The 17399-nt window shown below is 43.1% G+C and carries 15 protein-coding genes and 1 other annotated feature; of the genes, 11 read left to right on the top strand and 4 right to left on the bottom strand.

Annotated features, from left to right (window positions below):
- Positions 1 to 46: 46 nt before the first annotated feature.
- The gene (locus tag MKY19_RS17350) at positions 47 to 493 is read right to left on the bottom strand and encodes an Lrp/AsnC family transcriptional regulator (RefSeq protein WP_339265270.1); all 447 of its coding nucleotides are present in this window, start codon (positions 491 to 493) and stop codon (positions 47 to 49) included.
- A gap of 151 nt (positions 494 to 644) precedes the next feature.
- Positions 645 to 875: a binding site (T-box leader), on the top strand.
- A 139-nt stretch (positions 876 to 1014) separates the two neighbouring features.
- Here MKY19_RS17350 and tyrS point away from each other — a divergent pair.
- The 3 genes from tyrS (at position 1015) to MKY19_RS17335 (ending at position 4221) form a co-directional block, all read left to right on the top strand.
- Complete coding sequence (gene tyrS, locus MKY19_RS17345) at positions 1015 to 2274, top strand: tyrosine--tRNA ligase (RefSeq protein WP_060624193.1); 1260 nt, start codon at positions 1015 to 1017, stop codon at positions 2272 to 2274.
- A 204-nt stretch (positions 2275 to 2478) separates the two neighbouring features.
- Positions 2479 to 2766, top strand: coding sequence for a hypothetical protein (locus MKY19_RS17340; protein WP_042189061.1), 288 nt, complete (start codon positions 2479 to 2481; stop codon positions 2764 to 2766).
- A 210-nt stretch (positions 2767 to 2976) separates the two neighbouring features.
- Positions 2977 to 4221, top strand: coding sequence for an anaerobic sulfatase maturase (locus tag MKY19_RS17335; RefSeq protein ID WP_339796366.1), 1245 nt, complete (start codon positions 2977 to 2979; stop codon positions 4219 to 4221).
- Positions 4222 to 4286: 65 nt separating this feature from the next.
- On the opposite strand, the gene MKY19_RS17330 is transcribed toward MKY19_RS17335, so the two are convergent.
- Positions 4287 to 5486 carry an ROK family protein gene (locus MKY19_RS17330; RefSeq protein ID WP_339796363.1) on the bottom strand — a complete coding sequence of 400 codons (1200 nt, stop codon included), beginning with the start codon at positions 5484 to 5486 and terminating at the stop codon, positions 4287 to 4289.
- A 186-nt stretch (positions 5487 to 5672) separates the two neighbouring features.
- Here MKY19_RS17330 and MKY19_RS17325 point away from each other — a divergent pair, with 186 nt between their 5' ends.
- The 5 genes from MKY19_RS17325 (at position 5673) to MKY19_RS17305 (ending at position 10262) form a co-directional block, all read left to right on the top strand.
- Entirely contained in the window at positions 5673 to 6335 is a 663-nt protein-coding gene (locus tag MKY19_RS17325; RefSeq protein ID WP_339265265.1) for a chromate transporter, read from the top strand.
- An 11-nt stretch (positions 6336 to 6346) separates the two neighbouring features.
- Entirely contained in the window at positions 6347 to 6880 is a 534-nt protein-coding gene (locus tag MKY19_RS17320; protein ID WP_076283424.1) for a chromate transporter, read from the top strand.
- 36 nt (positions 6881 to 6916) lie between these two features.
- Entirely contained in the window at positions 6917 to 7894 is a 978-nt protein-coding gene (locus MKY19_RS17315; protein WP_339796357.1) for a formylglycine-generating enzyme family protein, read from the top strand.
- A 39-nt stretch (positions 7895 to 7933) separates the two neighbouring features.
- The gene (locus MKY19_RS17310) at positions 7934 to 8767 is read left to right on the top strand and encodes an AraC family transcriptional regulator (RefSeq protein WP_339796354.1); all 834 of its coding nucleotides are present in this window, start codon (positions 7934 to 7936) and stop codon (positions 8765 to 8767) included.
- Positions 8768 to 8873: 106 nt separating this feature from the next.
- Positions 8874 to 10262: a sulfatase gene (locus tag MKY19_RS17305; protein WP_339796349.1), complete on the top strand. Its 1389-nt coding sequence runs from the start codon at positions 8874 to 8876 to the stop codon at positions 10260 to 10262.
- Between the two features lie 80 nt (positions 10263 to 10342).
- Here the strand turns inward: MKY19_RS17305 and MKY19_RS17300 are convergent, their stop codons facing one another.
- Together MKY19_RS17300 and MKY19_RS17295 are read right to left on the bottom strand one after the other, a co-directional pair.
- Positions 10343 to 12121 carry a histidine kinase gene (locus MKY19_RS17300; RefSeq protein WP_339241801.1) on the bottom strand — a complete coding sequence of 593 codons (1779 nt, stop codon included), beginning with the start codon at positions 12119 to 12121 and terminating at the stop codon, positions 10343 to 10345.
- Entirely contained in the window at positions 12108 to 13547 is a 1440-nt protein-coding gene (locus MKY19_RS17295) for a response regulator (protein WP_339265253.1), read from the bottom strand. The genes MKY19_RS17300 and MKY19_RS17295 overlap by 14 nt, the downstream gene beginning before the upstream one ends.
- A 250-nt stretch (positions 13548 to 13797) precedes the next feature.
- Here MKY19_RS17295 and MKY19_RS17290 point away from each other — a divergent pair, with 250 nt between their 5' ends.
- Genes MKY19_RS17290 through MKY19_RS17280 form a run of 3 tightly spaced genes read left to right on the top strand, consistent with a single transcriptional unit; the run spans position 13798 to position 17379 of the window.
- On the top strand, positions 13798 to 14766 hold the full coding sequence (locus MKY19_RS17290) for an ABC transporter permease subunit (RefSeq protein ID WP_339796345.1): 969 nt from the start codon (positions 13798 to 13800) through the stop codon (positions 14764 to 14766).
- Between the two features lie 24 nt (positions 14767 to 14790).
- Positions 14791 to 15690 carry a carbohydrate ABC transporter permease gene (locus MKY19_RS17285; RefSeq protein WP_339796342.1) on the top strand — a complete coding sequence of 300 codons (900 nt, stop codon included), beginning with the start codon at positions 14791 to 14793 and terminating at the stop codon, positions 15688 to 15690.
- A 57-nt stretch (positions 15691 to 15747) separates the two neighbouring features.
- Complete coding sequence (locus tag MKY19_RS17280) at positions 15748 to 17379, top strand: extracellular solute-binding protein (RefSeq protein WP_339796339.1); 1632 nt, start codon at positions 15748 to 15750, stop codon at positions 17377 to 17379.
- The last annotated feature ends 20 nt before the right edge of the window (positions 17380 to 17399 follow it).

The following is a 17399-nucleotide window of genomic DNA, read 5'->3' as shown; positions in this document are numbered from 1 at the left end:
TAAGATCCAAACCAGCGAAGAACCGTCTTAAAGTCGGTTCTTTTTTTTATATATTTAGACCATCCTGATTTTTGTGGCGTTTTAATAAGATTTGGTTTTCTACACGGACTAGACCATCCAGACAGTAGATGGATTCATGCATAAACCGTTCCATCTCTTCAAGGTTCTCAACTAGAATGTGAATGTGAAGAATGCACGGCCCTGTCATTTCATAAAGTACGGCTACGCATTCATTTTCTTTTAGGACTCTAACAATATGATTTAAATGGGCAGGCTCCACTTCAAGCTCTAGATACGCCGAAATTTTCTTTCCTAATTTTTCTGCGTTGATGACGATTGAGAATTGTTCAATAATTCCTTGATTGACGAGCCGATCAATACGATCTTTAACCGCGACACTTGATAAATTAACTTCTTTAGCTAGATCGGTGTAGGAAATTCTGCTGTTTTGAGTTAGGCGTTCTAAAATATGATTATCGATTGGATCAAGCATACGGAGTCGTTCACCTCTTTTTTTGTAATTGTAACAGAAAAAAATAGGCAATGCCTAGTAGTGCGTCACAGCAGGAGTGTGTCTCGGCATTCTCAGCTTAAGATGTTGACATTGAAGAATTATTTCACTATACTGGCTGTAATCTTATATACGATATACGTTGAAGAAGCCCAGTAGTAGCTTAGTCCCTGTTTCAGAAAGCCGGGGGTTGATGAAACCCGGTACACACTAAGAGTACGAATTACACTTTGGAGTATCTCGGCTAACACCGAGCGGAATGGCGAACGATATCTCGTCACGAGTGGCATCAATGCTGTGTTTTAGCATTAGCGTTTCATTGGTGCAATCTGGGTGGTAACACGGTTATTCAATCGTCCCTATGTCTACAATAGACAAGGGGACGATTTTTTTGTTTTTAAATATAAGGATTTATAAGTTTCTCTTCATCAACTATCCTTATATTCGCTTGGCGGACTGATGATTCGTTATAGGATATCTACTAATTTAAGGGGTGTTAGGCAATGAATATTATCGATGAACTAGAATGGCGCGATGCCATCAATCAACAAACCGATGCCGAAGGGCTTAGAGAATTGACCAACCAGAAATCCGTTTCGGTGTACTGCGGTGTAGACCCGACGGGTGACAGTATGCATATTGGTCACTTGATTCCGTTCATGGTACTCAAAAGATTCCAGCTTGCAGGACATCGTCCGGTTATGCTAATTGGCGGTGCTACGGGTACGATCGGTGATCCAAGTGGACGTCAATCCGAGCGTTCATTGCAGACGCTGGAGCAAATCCAAGCTAACGTAGATGCCCTTACCGCACAAATGAAAAAACTGTTCGTTACTGATGGCGACAATCAAATTCGTATGGTGAATAACTACGATTGGACGCATAAAATCAATGTGATCGAATTTTTGCGTGACTATGGTAAGAACTTCAGCATCAATTCGATGCTTGCCAAAGATGTTGTAGCGAGCAGATTGGACAGCGGAATTTCCTTTACAGAATTCTCCTACCAAATCCTGCAATCCCTAGATTACCTGCATCTGTACCAGCATGAAGATGTGCAGCTTCAAATTGGTGGCTCCGATCAATGGGGCAACATTACAAGCGGTCTGGATCTGATCCGTAGAAAAGAAGGTCCTGAAGCAAAGGCATTCGGACTTACGATCCCGCTTATGCTGAAAGCCGATGGTACGAAATTCGGTAAATCAGCTGGAGGAGCAATTTGGCTGGATCCGAACAAAACGACTGCGTTTGAGTTCTACCAGTTCTGGGCAAACACCGATGACCGTGATGTTGTGAAATACTTGAAGTACTTTACATTCCTATCTAAAGAGCAAATTGATGCACTTGCGGAAAAAGTACAGACTGAACCGCATAAACGCGAAGCACAAAAAACACTTGCTGAAGAAATGACCAGATTCGTGCATGGTGAAGAATTGCTGGAGCAGGCTAAACGTATTACTGCTGCTCTGTTCAGTGGAGATATCAAATCCCTAACTGCTGATGAGATCGAGCAAGGCTTCAAGGAAATGCCGACCTACGAAACTACACTGGAATCTAAAAATATCGTAGAGTGGTTGGTTGATCTCGGTATCGAGCCGTCTAAGCGTCAAGCACGTGAGGATATCACCAAAGGAGCAATCTCCATGAATGGTGAGAAAGTTAGCGACGTAGCACTGGAAGTTACAGCTAGCGAAGCTATCGGCGGCCGGTTTATCATTATCCGTAAGGGTAAGAAAAACTACAGCTTGGTGAAATTGTCCTAAAAATAAGAGCCTTCCTTATGAATAAGGGAGGTTTTTTGTTGTATTTTAAGTATAGAGGCGGATCATTTGCATATTAAGTGAAATTTGAAAGGTGAAATAGCGAAAATTATGGTAAGCTTAGGATTCGTGTGATTTATGGATTAACATGATATTCTACAACTATAACAGAAAATTAGGAGTGGTAATTTGAGAAGACAAAAACCAATGACCATGGAAGAATTGATGAATGAGTTACAAGGACAGAAAACGTATCAAGAAGATCCCAATCACATCTCTTTCGAGAAATTGTTTAATGAAGCGTTTATGAGTAAGTATTCCAATTACAAAAGTTTCGATGAGTTTGTAACCAAAGGAAACTTTCAAGTAAAGACAGAAGAAGATGTTGCTGACATACCTGATGAACTTTTTGATCGTCATGTAGTTAGAGAGACTAAATTTGCGGATTGGAAATCAATGTTGGAAACAGCGAATAAGGAATACGTCCGTAATTAAAAAAAAGTGTCTGGTAATGCTCTATTTATCTTCAAAGAAAATACACTCCCCATTGTTTTAACAGACAATGGGGAGTGTATTTTTTTATCTCCAGAAATTCGATTAACTATGATGTTTTACTCATCGTTGATGCACATACCTATGATTTAATTGAAGAAATAGGAAATAGGTTTCATAAAGGTTGTATTTATATAGGAGGGGCAGAATCGTATGACAACTTGCATACAGACCTCGAGGCCTGAGACTCTTCATGTCATGTGGAAAACCGTCTCAGAGGATTGTAATCTAGCCTGTGATTATTGCTATTACAGTACTGCCGGGGGACATCCTCATCATCCGATCCGAGTGATGGATACGGTTCTTCTGGAGCGGTTTATCGCTCAGTACATGAAAAGATCATCTGGTATAGCGACTTTCTCTTGGCAGGGTGGGGAGCCATTATTGGCCGGACTTTCGTATTTTGAACAAGTGATTTCATTCCAAGCTAAGTACGCTCCGCCTCATACGATGATCAGTAATGCGCTGCAGACCAACGGAACGCTAATTCATGAGAAATGGGCGAAATTTTTTAAACGGTACAACTTTTTGGTTGGGATTAGTGTGGACGGTCCTGAGCCCATTCATGATGCACATCGTATAACGGGTTCAGGGAAAGGTAGTTACGATCTCGTTATGCGTGGGATTCGCCATCTACAGAACGAGGGTGTGGACTATAGTATTCTGTCGGTGATTCATGAAGATAACGTGACGAAACCAGATGAGTTGATGGCATTTTATCTAGAACATACCTTTCCGAATATTCAGTTTATCCCCTGCATGGATTTTGTTTCTCAGAAAAGCGATGTAGCGGGACGTTTCCGAATTACACCTGAACAATACGGAGTCTTTTTATGCCGTACATTTGACCTTTGGTACAACGGTGGGTATCCAGAGCTTCCCATTCGAATTTTTGAGAATATGCTTCTTGTATTCATGCATCGTGAGGCAGAGTTATGCGTTCACAACTCATGCTGCCCGAAGATGATGGTGCTTGAAACGAACGGGGATGCCTACCCTTGCGATTTCTTTATTGATGAAGAGCATAGGCTAGGAAATATCGGCCAAACTGACCTGGAAACACTGCTAACCAGCCCAGTATATGATGATTTTTTGTTAATGAAGCCCAATATGAATGAATCATGCTATAAGTGTGAGTACCTTAGCTTTTGCAATGGGGGATGTCCGCGCAACCGGAATTGGCTTGATGTTCATGATCGTACTGAGGTTGATTATTTCTGCCGTAGTTATAAAATGTTCTACTCATATGCCTATGAACGGATGATACTGCTAGCAAACCGACTTAAATCGGAGCAGATGCTGGAGTTCAGGAAAAGTGCCAAACCACTTCCAGGTAGAAATGATCCATGTCTCTGCGGAAGCGGGAAAAAATTTAAGAGTTGCTGTCAACCACTATAGCTCAAATTAAAAAAAGGCTGTCCCAACAATCATGCAAATGGTTGTGGGACAACCTTTTTATTATGTTAAAGAACCATTTGATTTCTCACCATAATAGCCGCACCAGTCACCACAGCTTCTTCTTTTAATGTACCTAGGGAGAAGTGAGGTTGGTATTCAGGATAACGGTAAGTGTTTCGCTGTGCCACTTCAACCGCCGTTTGGAAAAACAACTCGTGAGAGTGGATGAGCGCACCACCTAGAATGATGGTCCCAGGATGAAACAGGTTGATAACGTTGGCGAGGCCAATACCGAAGTGAATGGCGGCTTGAGTAAATAATTCACGCGCATGTGGATTACCGTCTCTAAAGGCTTGTACCAATACATCATAAGTTAGTTTCTCAGGCGCCACTTTATATCTTTGGAAGATCAGATCGTTGTCTATTTTCGCCTCTGAGCGCGCACTTTGTTCTAGCGCCTGCACAGATACGAATGCTTCCAGAGCTCCGTAGTTCCCTTCATTATTTAATCGGGGTCCATCTGTCTGGATAATCATTTGACCAATGGCATCTTCCATATCCATCGTGCCATGAACAATACTACCATGCGACATCATCGCATAGCGGAGTCCTGCTCCAGCATGAACATAGAGCATATGTTGAATGTTAGCGTGACGGATGGACCAGCGTTCTCCAAGGAGTGCGGAATTGGCACCGTTGTCGAGTAAAGCTTTGAAGCCCGTTCGTTCCTCCACCAGTTTGCAAATAGGGAGATTGTTCCAGCCAGAAGAAGGGAAGTGTAGCGGTTTTAAGATTAAACCATTTTCCCGGTCAAGCGGTCCCACGGCTCCTATTCCTATCCCGATAATTTGACTGTCCTTCAGCTGATGGTCTCTAAGGAAAGCGCGTATTTGATTACTTATGTGATCCATAAATCTTTCAGGTGTGAATGCCTGATCCATTCGCCAGTGAACAATTGATTTTGGGTTCATTTGCATATCAAATAAACCAAGGGAAGAATACAGCCTGGAAATCTCTAAACCGATGATGTAGCCATAGGAAGGATTGATCTGGTATAAAATAGGTCTTCTGCCTCCGCTAGATTCCCCGAATCCGCATTCTATCAGCAAGCCTTCTTCCGTCATTTCATCTAATATTCGGGTCATTGTGCTTTTGGTAAGTGAAAATGTTTGTAGAAGATCTAACTTGGAAACTGTGCCTTGTTCGGCGATTCGGTCGTATAGGAGTTTCTTTGGGGATGGAATGTGTGTCGAGCGCTTTTCCACGATAAACCTCCAAGCTATATATAGGATGAACTAGTAAGATCGTTTTTTATAAAGTTTGTATTTATTAACATTAATATAGTATAACGCATAAACCATAGATTGTATTTTACCGTTCAAAAAACTTAATTCCATTTTGGGAAAAAGTGATATAATGAAATTACGACAGAAAATATAAGGGTGGAATCCATGAGAACAACTATGAAAACAAATGCGACGACGAATACAGACCTAAGGATAAGTCTATTGTTCCAGTTGTTTTGGGTATTTGTTCGAATCGGTCCCGTAACTTTCGGGGGAGGTTATGCGATGATCCCTATGATCGAACGGGAAATTTCCACTAAACGGAAATGGCTAGCTGAAGAGGAGATGGATGAAATTCTATCTTTAGCTGGCGCAGCACCAGGTGGGGTAGGTGTAAATGCGGCGGCATTTATTGGTTATCGTCTTGCTGGAGTGAAGGGTGCGATTGCTGCAATCGCTGGGATTACGATTCCAACCTTTATCATTGTTTGTTTGCTTAGCGCCGTTTACTCACAACTGGCCGACCAAGCAAAAGTTATTGCCGCCATGAAGGGGATTCATGGTGCTGTTATTGCCTTGATCCTAGTAGCAGCATATCGAATGGCCAAGAACGCTATATTTGACAAGACTACGGCTGTTACGGCGTTGCTTATACCGATTGTTTTATTAGTTTCCGGAATCAATCCCATTTACGTGATCGCAGTTGGATTGATTATCGGTTTTGTATATATGCCAATCAAACAGCTCTTAGGGCTCCAAGTTCGGACAGAGAAGGATTCCTTGAAAGCTTCTGATGAAGAATCGAACTATCCGGAGTATTACATCTAGGGGGAAGCGATGTGATTTGGAATTTATTTTTTATCTTTATAAAAATTGGACTGCTCTCCTTTGGAGGAGGGTACGCCATCATTCCGATGATTCAGCATGAAGCTATGGCTGGTGGTTGGTTATCTGAAAGGGAATTTCAAGAGGTAGTTTCCATCGCAGGGATGTCACCGGGCCCTGTTGCAACGAACAGTGCAACCTTGATTGGATATCGTGTAGCCGGAATAGAAGGAGCGATTGTGTCCACATTAGGCATGGTTCTGCCTTCATTAATCATCATCATTGTTATTTCCATCTTTTTTTATCGGGTGAGGGACAGTCAATGGATTAAAACGTTATTTTATGGTTTGCGACCAGTGATTACAGGCTTGATTGCCTATGCTGCGATTCGATTTGGATTAAATAGCATGGAACACGCTTTCATTAGTTGGCAGACCATTGGCACGTTGATCATTGTATTCGCTGCACTTTATGGTTTAATGAAATATAAGCTGCATCCACTCACCATTATCGTTGCCTCGGGCATTCTTGGTGTAGCCTTTTTTTAGACAGAGCCGGGACGATCCCAGATTGGAGGTAAGTACATGTCAGAGAATATACGGGCTTGCTGTTCAGCTAGTCGAAATCAAGTCGAGAAACAAGGTTCCATCGATGTTTGTAAGGAGAACACAACTATCCAAAGACCAGAAGGGGATAAAGATTTCTCGGACATGATCCTTATTCCTGGAGGCACTTTTCTTATGGGGACGGATGACAAAGAAGGGTTCCCCGCAGACGGAGAAGGTCCCGCTAGGAATGTTACCTTATCTCCCTTTTTGATTGATGCAACGGCAGTTACGAATAAGCAGTTTGCTGCTTTTATCAAGGAAACAAACTACGTTACAGATGCGGAGCGTTTCGGTTGGTCTTATGTGTTTCATTCTTTTGTTTCCATGGAGACAGGGAAAAAGGTGATCCAAGTAGCTACTCAAACTCCCTGGTGGTGGGTAGTAGAGGGCGCGAATTGGTGTCATCCGGAAGGTCAGGATTCTCATATTGACGAACGCCTTGATCATCCGGTGATCCACATATCTTGGCATGATGCTGATGCATATTGCAGCTGGGCCGGCAAACGTCTGCCTACGGAAGCAGAGTGGGAGTATGCCGCACGAGGGGGTCTAGTTCAGAAACGATATCCTTGGGGGGACGAATTAAAACCGGGCGGTGAGCATCGCTGCAATATTTGGCAAGGAAAGTTCCCTGATAAAAATCATGCCAGCGACGGTTATGCAGGTACGGCACCTGTGAAATCCTATCTCCCTAACGGATATGGTCTTTATAATATGTCAGGAAACGTGTGGGAATGGTGCGAGGATTGGTTTACTAAGGCTTATCATTTAACTTCCGAATCAGTGAATCCGAGAGGCCTGGTACGTGGTGTAGCAAGGTCGATGCGCGGAGGATCGTATTTGTGCCATAAATCTTATTGTAACCGTTATCGGGTGGCGGCCAGGAGCAAAAATACACCAGACAGCTCTGCAGGAAATATTGGCTTTCGATGTGCGGCGGATTATACCGGTTGAGAATACATAAAGACTACTACATTAGAAGGAGGAACTTCTTTGTCCTCTATCATTCATAGTCAGTTTGATATCACCGTGCTGGACGTTATAAAAATTCAATATCAGAAGCGGGTCTTATTCGATTACGTCCAGTCTTGTTATACCGTCTCTTATATCCAAAAAGGTGAGTTATTGACGACATCCTCCGAGGGAGAATATGTTGCTTCTGCCGGAGACGTGATGATCCACCGTCCTAACGAGCCTTTTAATGTGATCTCCAAAATGGAAGGCGTACATTATCTGTTTAATATTAACGCAAAGGTGCGAGACGGAGATGACTTCTTCAAGTTATTCCCGCTAGGCAAGGTGATTCGGATTCGGGATCAAAGCGAATATGAGCGAAGGTTTGACGAGCTGCGAAGCCTGTGGTTGCAGGAGGAGGATGATTTCAGAAATGTTCAGGTCGGTTCATTGGCATTTCTCCTCCTTTATGAAATTATGGAGAGCACCAAGCTTGGCGGGCGCCGCTCATCACGAGATCCCTATGTCACGGAACGCTTTAACGAGGCGTTGCAATATATGGAGGAGAGACTTGATCAGGAGATTAGTAGAGAGGAGCTTTCCAAGCTCTATCATATGAATCCTGTTTATTTTAGCCGGGCGTTTCAGAAAATATATAAATTGACACCTATGCAAATGCTACGAAAATTACGGCTGCAGCAAGCTAAACAAATGTTGGAGTATACGGACTATACCATCGAGCATATCTCCCAGAGATGTGGTTATTATGATGCTTCACATTTCAGTAAGGTATTTCGTGGCGAATACGGCAGGGGTCCGGCAGAGTACCGAAAAAGTATCGAATATACAAAAACAAACATCGCTACTCCATAGCGGAGCTTTCCATATTCATTTACTCTATAAGCATGAGCAGATCATTCTGAACTGCCCGAATCGATGCGTAACCATTTCGATTAAAAGGAAAGGCAGTGTATAACTCATGAGAATCTTGTATTTGGATTTGGATTCGCTTCGCCCGGACCATCTGGGATGTTATGGCTATCATCGGAATACCTCCCCGAATATCGATTCAATCGCTAAAGAAGGTGTCACCTTTACCAACTACTATTGTTCAGATGCGCCGTGTCTACCGTCCCGTTCTGCTTTAATGTCGGGACGATTTGGCATTCATAATGGGATTGTAGGACATGGCGGGACCGCTGCTGATATGCGTAGAGAAGGGGCGAAACGCGAATTTAATGACCGGCTGGGAATGGAGAGTCTTCCCGCTATATTAAGGCAAGCAGCCATGAAAACCGCGTCGATTAGCACCTTCGCCGAACGGCACTCGGCCTGGACCTTTAATGCCGGTTTTCAAGAAGTGTTTAATGTTGGTGGAAGGGGGCATGAGACGGCAGAGCAGGTGCTTCCTGTGGCACTTAAATGGCTTGAGGATAATGGGGAGTCCGAAAATTGGTTTCTGCACCTGAATTTCTGGGATCCTCATACGCCTTATCGTACACCCGAGAGCTACGGTAATCCGTTCGAGAAGGAGCCTTTACCTGATTGGATCACGGAAGACGTGTTTGAGCTTCACCGGAGTAAAAAGGGGCAGCATAGTATTGAAGATATGAATGCACTCGCGAAATCGCATTATCATCAGCATTTTAGGCATCAGCAGGAGATAGAGAATCGTGATGACCTGCGAGTTATCTTTGACAACTATGATGCTGGAGTTAAGTATCTGGACGAGCATCTCGGGAAAGTATTTTCTAAGCTCAGAGAACTTGGCGTGATGGAAGATACGGCTATCTTGATCTCAGCGGATCACGGAGAGAGCCTGGGCGAGCTAGGGATTTACTCCGAGCACGGCACGGCAGACGAGGCGACTTGCCACATTCCGATGATTATTCGCTGGCCAGGCGGCAAGAAGGGAATAGTGGAGGATGGGCTACATTATCACCTTGATCTCGGACCGACATTAGCAAGCCTTCTGAATTTGAAAGGGGCTCCTTCTTGGGATGGTGAAAGTTATGCTGATACCATTCTGGAGGGACAATCAGGAGGGCGTGAGTATCTCGTAATCTCACAATGCGCGCATGTGTGTCAACGCAGCATCCGATTTGAGGATTGGTTATATATACGCACTTATCATGACGGACATCATGGATTTCCGAAAGAAATGTTGTTTGATTTGAAGCATGATCCTTACGAACAACATAATCTCGCCGAAGTGCGTAAAGACATTTGTATGAAGGCTGTCTATCTGTTGAATGAATGGCATGACAACATGATGAGCTCCATGGACTGTGATATCGATCCATTATGGACGGTACTTATGGAAGGTGGACCCTATCATGCGAAAGAGTATGCGAGCTCATCCTCATAGGATGCTTAGAGTTGTCTTTTTGAATGAGGAAAGAAAGACAACTGAGAAGGAGGCTGCCCCTGAATGGGCAACCTCCTTTTTTATTCTCTGGCTTCTTGCTGATCAATTAAAGCCCCGGGAAGCCTCAAAACGGTTTTCGTCCCACTACCCTCCTTACTGTACAGCAGAACGCCGCAGGGATCACCGTACTTAAGATTTAAACGGTTATTGACGTTTAGGAGCCCGATATGATCACCGGATTCTATGTTCTTACCAGCCAGCAGCTCGGTTAGCTGTTCCAGTCTCACAGCAATGATGCCTACACCATTATCTTCTACAGCGATTTCAAGCAGTCCCGCTTCGCTTTTCTCTACTGTGATCAGCAAGACTCCCTGACCTTGAGCCTCAAGTCCATGACCAAGCGCATTTTCGACAATAGGTTGAAGGATCATTTTAGGTACGGGAATGTGTAACCATTCCTGTGGACAGAACAGCTTGTAACTGAATTTGTCAGGGAAACGGCCTTGGTAAATCCTCACACAAGATTCTGCGATTTTCAGTTCTTCTCCAAGAGTTACCTCCTCTTTGCCCTTGATGCTGTACTTGAGCATTGTGCTTAAGGCGGTAGTCATTTCGTAGATTTCCCGATTTCCTTTTACGATCGCAACGCCTTTGATTGTATCTAAAGTGTTGCTTAAGAAATGGGGATTAATTTGACTTTGCAAATACGAGTATTCGGCACGTTGCTTTTCCAGATCTGTCTGGTAAAGCTGGGTGTTTGCATCGATTAATTGGTCCGTCAAATCGTGAATCCGCGTTGTCATATCATTGAACTGTCGAGAGATGATTTCAATTTCAGCATAGCCTTTTAAATCGACCTTGTTGTTCAATATACCTAGACTTCCGCCTTTTAATTGATTCATATAGCGCATAAGCCTAGACAACGGTCTTAAGAGATTCATCATGAGTACAGAGTAGGGAATAGAGACGACCAATAAGATTAATGCTAGAAGAGCATAGCTGACCTTCTTTAATTTCTCCAGTTCTTTCATTAAATTATGGACAGGAACAGCGGTTATAATTTTTCCAGAGATCTCCGGTAAGATAAAGGACTGAATTGCATATTTCTTTCCGTTAACTGTTTCGACGATCGACTCTCCATCCCTTCCAGTTGCCCGAGTTTGAAACTGCTGGAGCATGTCCTCCGGCTCATCACTATTTGAGTAGATCAGCCCTTTATCATCCATCATAAAAAAGCTGGTTCCGACTAATCGAGGGTACTCTGAAATTTCAGTTTGAATAGCCTTCATATCCACAATAACTGCGATGTAGCCAATTTTTTCGCCATATAGGGACGTGTCACCTGAAGCAAAGATGTTCATCCCGAACAGTAATTTTCTCTTGTCGATGACCTTGTCTGGAGGACTGTATCCGCGATAATGAACGATTCCATCATCCCCAGCCGTCTTCATAAGATCGACAGCATATTTGGTTCTTCCCGCTAAGGAAATACGAGTGTTAGAGCTACCGATAACAATAATATCTAAAATGTCCGTATTCATATTTCGCGCGATACTCAATAGCCCCTCTACCTTTTGGGATAGGTCGTAGCCTCGAAGCTTATCATTCTCGACTAGGAACTTTTGGACGGTCGAATCGTATCCTACATTCATCATCATGGAAGAAACGTTGGCATAGTTGTTAGAAATCCGTTGCTTGAGGAGGGAGACCAGCTCCGTATTGTATTGCGTATTTTGATTAATGATGGTCTCGCTTGATAGTTGGTAGACTCGTGAAACGATGATTGGGATAATGGCAACAATAAATAAACCAAATAACAGAACCTGAGTACGGATAGATAATCTCTTAAATGTCTTCATTGCTTTGTTCCCTATATTGCGTAGGTGTCATTTTGAGATGCCGTTTAAAAATTCGTGTGAAGTAGAAATAATCCTGAAAACCGCATTTCTCACCGATTTGGTAAATGGAAAGGTCGGTCTCGACCAGCATTTTACAAGCGTATTCAATTCTTAATCGACTGATATGTTCGATGATGGTCTCGCCGACTTCTTTCTTGAATAATTGGCATAAGTAATTTGGACTTAAGAAGAACTGATTGGCTAAATGTTGAATCGAGATTTCTTGATTGAAGTGGTTGCGGATGTACAACATGATTTCTTTGACTTTGTGGTTTGAAATTCGTGAAATATCAGTTTCGTTTCTGTTCATAAAAATATCAAGCGTCATAAGAATCAAATCATCGATCATAGCTTCAGCCGTACCGTATCGATAATAGAGCTGTTCATATCCTTCAAAAAAACGGCCGTTAACCCGAGTCCCTTCCCGAGGAAATAAGTAGAGGATCGATGTGTAGAGCAAATAGGCTTCTTTAATGGTGAACGTTCCCTCTTTGAATAATTTCTTTATCGATTCCATGGCTGCTATAAAACCGAGCCGGTCTTTATTATGAAGAATCCGGGAGATCTCTTTGAGCTTTTCGTCGATCGGTATTTCCTGTTGTGGATTCACGCGATAACATCCAGGCATCCCCGTTGCAAACATACTGAAAGCAGCATGAGAAGCGGATTCTAAAGCCGCATCCAGTTGATGTATATCCGAAATAGGAGGACCGATCCCGACCCCGCATTCTTGCACAACCTCTGTATGTTCAAGACCCCGAAGGAAGACTTCGTATTGGCACTCTTCCAATAAATAACCATGACGTCGGCGGCTCATCGGGAAGACCAAGGAAGAGAATTGCCCGACATCTGCGGGCGAACTTAACCCTTGGATAACAATGGGGATATGAGGGCGATCTTCCGACAAGGGTATTCGCTTCTCGTCCAACCGTAAGCTGATTCGTTCAAGATCTCCGGAACAAACCGCTTCATATAGTTCGAAGTCATGGACAGGGCTTTCTTTAACCACCTTCGATTCGTGTTGCTGGGCTATTCGGTTAAGCATTCCTTCGATTTCTTCGATTTCAAAAGGTTTCAGGCAGTATCCGAACGTGCCATAATTCATCGCTTTTTGTGCATAAGCGAACTCTGCATGTCCGCTGAGTACGATGAAAATTGTATCAGGTGCGATGGCTTTACCACGTTGAATGAGCTCTAGCCCATTCATTACAGGCATTTTAATATCTGTTAGAACAAGGGTGGGGCGAAGCGATTGAATTAATTGCAGGGCTTCTTGCCCGTTTTCGGCATCGTCGATCACTTCAAAGCCGTATTTCTTCCAATTCACTCCTGCTTTAATTCCCTCTACAATCCACTTCTCATCATCTGCAATAATCACTGAACGCATAAGTGAATCCCCCTTTCTATATGGAGCTCTTAGATTTATCCTAGCGATTGTGGATCAAGGGGGGTATGGACTATCTTACGCTCACTATGTCCGATATTACGTGTCACAGGAAGGTCACCCACAAAGGTGTGAAAAATCCACATGACCGGAGTTGTATCCTCTATACAAGATAATTTACACTCCCGATATAATTTACCATATAAATCGCTTACAAGCATAAACAATCTCATACAGAAAGGTGGGGAGAAGATTGGCTGATTCTGTAACCGCTCGTACGCCTAAGCGAAGCTTAAAGACTCGTGCTCCTAAGCAAAGCTTAGGAAAAACGATTTTACAGTACAAGTATTTTTACCTCATGGTTCTACCGGTTTTAATCTGGTACGCCCTCTTCAGCTATGCTCCCATGTACGGTGTAACGTTAGCATTCAAATCATTTGATTACAGTAAGGGGATCCTGGGAAGTCCCTGGATTGGCTTAGAGAATTTTCAAACGCTGTTGACCGATCCCGATTTTCGCAGGGCATTTTGGAATACGGTCATTATCAGCTTGATGAAGCTGATCACTCATTTTCCGATGCCCATTATCCTGGCGATTGTTTTATATGAGTTTTCCAGGACAAAAATGAAGCGGTTTTTTCAGACGATCCTGACGTTTCCACATTTTATTTCGTGGGTTGTGCTGTCAGGGATTATCATCAATATTTTAAGCAAGGACGGGATTTATAACCAGATCATCATGTTGTTTGGCGGGGATCCAAATTCTCCGCTTGTAGATGAAAGTGCATTCAGACCTGTTCTATATATCACTCATGTGTGGCGAGAGATCGGTTGGGATTCAATCATTTACTTAGCGGCGCTTGCAGGGATCAATCCTGAGCTGTTTGAAGCGGCGGAAGTGGACGGAGCGAACCGGTTTCGCCGTCTGTTAAACATCGCATGGCCGGGCTTGAAGAGTACCGTCGCAGTTTTGTTAATTCTTCAAGTTGGACAATTATTGACGCAAGGTTCGAGCTTCGAGCAAATATTCAATCTGTATAGTTCACCGGTATATTCGGTTGCCGACACGATCGATACATACATTTATCGGACTTCATTCACGATTGGAGGCGACTTTGGATATATGACCGCCGTGGGTGTCGTCAAGTCCATTATAAGCCTAATCCTTTTATGGGCGGCCAATACGTTCGCTAAGAAGATGGGCGAGGAAGGACTGTATTAATTTGCAGGAAAAGGGGAGAAGCAAGTGACCGACACAACGGTTAAAAAGAGAAAAAAATGGAGTGTCTTCGATATCGTCGCATTCGTGGTTCTGGGGCTTCTAGCACTAGTAACATTTTTTCCCTTCTATAATGTTCTTATTATCTCAGTTGCAAAGTTCGAAGCGATTAGTAAAAGCGACTTTTATATTTTTCCGCTTTCGTTTGACCTGTCGGCATACAAGCTGTTGCTTCAGGATATGAAGTTTTGGACTTCGATTTTAAATTCTGTCATCGTAACGGCGGTTGGCGTGTTGTTCAGCATGGCGATCTCTGTAGCGGGAGCATACGCATTATCCAAGCGGGGCATGCCGGGAAGAAACATAATGCTTAGTTTGATCTTGTTTACTATGTTTTTCAATGGCGGTTTAATTCCCTTTTATCTAGTCGTTAAAGATCTAGGATTCGTAAACAATATACTCGTCATGATCATACCCGCCGGTCTCAATACGTTTTACCTGATCATTATGAAAAACTATTTCAACACGATTCCAGAAAGTCTGGAAGAGTCAGCTAAGCTGGATGGGGCAAATGATCTGTACATCCTTTACAAAATCATTATTCCGATCTCTGCCCCATTCATGGCGACCTTTGCTTTGTTCTATGCTGTGGAAAGATGGAATGAATGGTGGTACGCGTTGATCTTTATCAGTGACGCTTCAAAGGCCCCGCTTCAGATTTATTTACGTGAGACACTCATTACTTCGAATTCCTTGCTAAGTCAAATGGCACAGACGATGGCCGAGCAGGAGCAGACGGGGAAGGTCTATACACCTGCACTTCAAATGGCAGCAATTGTAGTTTCGAGTATTCCGATTATTGTTGTTTATCCGTTCCTGCAGAAGCATTTTAATAAAGGCATTATGGTTGGTTCGATAAAAGGATAAGAAAGATTTTAAATAGATTGATTCTATCCTAAAATAGTATAAAGGGAGGTTTCAAGCATGCTTAGAAAGAAAATGATGACACTGGCATTATGCATAACTTTATTGGCTTCGGTGCTCACGGCTTGTGGTGGAGGCAATAACGACAAAGGGCAGGCGGCATCAAACGGTGAAGTATCTCCGGATTCTTCTAATTCCACGGACAACCCTTACAAGGATCCAATGACCATTTCTCTTGGTTTCTGGGACGCGGATGCTGAAATTGCTAACATCGAAAAAGACCCGATCGCCAAACAAGTATTAGAAAAATTCAACATTACATTAAAACCTGTCAATATGACCTGGGATGACTATACCCAGAAGATTCAAATGTGGGCTGCTTCCGGTCAATTGCCTGATATTTTCGCGATCGACGCTGTCGGTACGCAATATCAGCGTAAATGGGTTGAACAAGGTGTTGTCAAAGCACTTCCGGATCTTTCCAAGTATCCTAACCTTGCAAAATACTTCGAATCACCGGACATTAAAGGTTTAGGTGTAGACGGAAAGTATTATACCGTTCCTCGTCGGATGTTCCCGAGTGTCGATTGGAGCGCACTGGATCGTATGGTGTTCTATCGATGGGATCTTGCTCAAAAAGCTGGAATCACTAAAGAACCCGAGACCTGGGAAGAGTTTGAAGCTATGCTTGATGCAATCGTGAAGTCGGATCCGGAAGGAAAGCATATTACCGGTCTTACGACGACAACTACCAAGATGCTGGGCGGATTCTTCTGGTTGTACGGTAACCCGGTTGCCACGAGTGATGGAAGCGGCAGTGACTTTAAATGGATCAAAGAGGACGGTAAGTTTATACCTGCTGTATTTTCGAAAAATGCGCTTCCGGCGTTACAAAACATGAAGAATATGTACGAAAAAGGTTTGATCGATCCAGACATCGCGCTTGTAAAGCCTGCAGAGTCTTATGACAATTTCGTAGCAGGTAAAGCAGCTGCTCTTCTAAGCGGTGGCGGTTTTATAAATTTAAATAGCGATATGTATGAAAAACGCTGGAAATCAGCTTATCCGGATAAAGATATCATGGAGAGCGTAAAGGCACTCAAGCCACTTATTGGACCTGATGGTGAACGCTCACATGCTATTTTTAAAACGTACTGGTCGGAAAGTTATTTCAGCAATAAGGTTGACGATAAAAAGATGGATCGCATCATGGCACTCTATGATTATGTGTTGTCTCCTGAAGGTAAGGACCTGTTGACTTATGGCATTGAAGGTGTCGATTACAAGATCGAAAATGGGCAGAAGGTTGTCATTGAAAAGGGTTCATTAAATGAGAAGTATCCTGCTAGCAGATTTCTAAAAAATTTGGTGGCTTATGAAACTTCCGATAGCTATAACATGGATAACCCGACGATCGCTAACGAAGGGATCCGCAAAGAAGCTGTCGATTATATCGATTGGATTCAGAACAATACGAAGGTTCCAGAATACGACATTCGGTTAACGTATTTGTCCACCCCAACAAAGGATAAATTTACTGTGCTGGACCATGATGATCTGCTTAAGATCATGCTTTCCAAAGAACCCGTTGAGAGTTACTGGAATAACATTGTGAACGATTATAAGGCTAAAGGTCTTGATAAAATGATAGAAGAAGTAAATGCGAAGGCCAAAGAACAAGGTATTGAATAATTGATGGATAGAGAAGATCC

The sequence above is a fragment of the Paenibacillus sp. FSL R5-0744 genome (genome assembly GCF_037972555.1).
GTDB lineage: Bacteria > Bacillota > Bacilli > Paenibacillales > Paenibacillaceae > Paenibacillus_AQ.
This window is presented reverse-complemented; position numbering and strand designations above follow the sequence as displayed.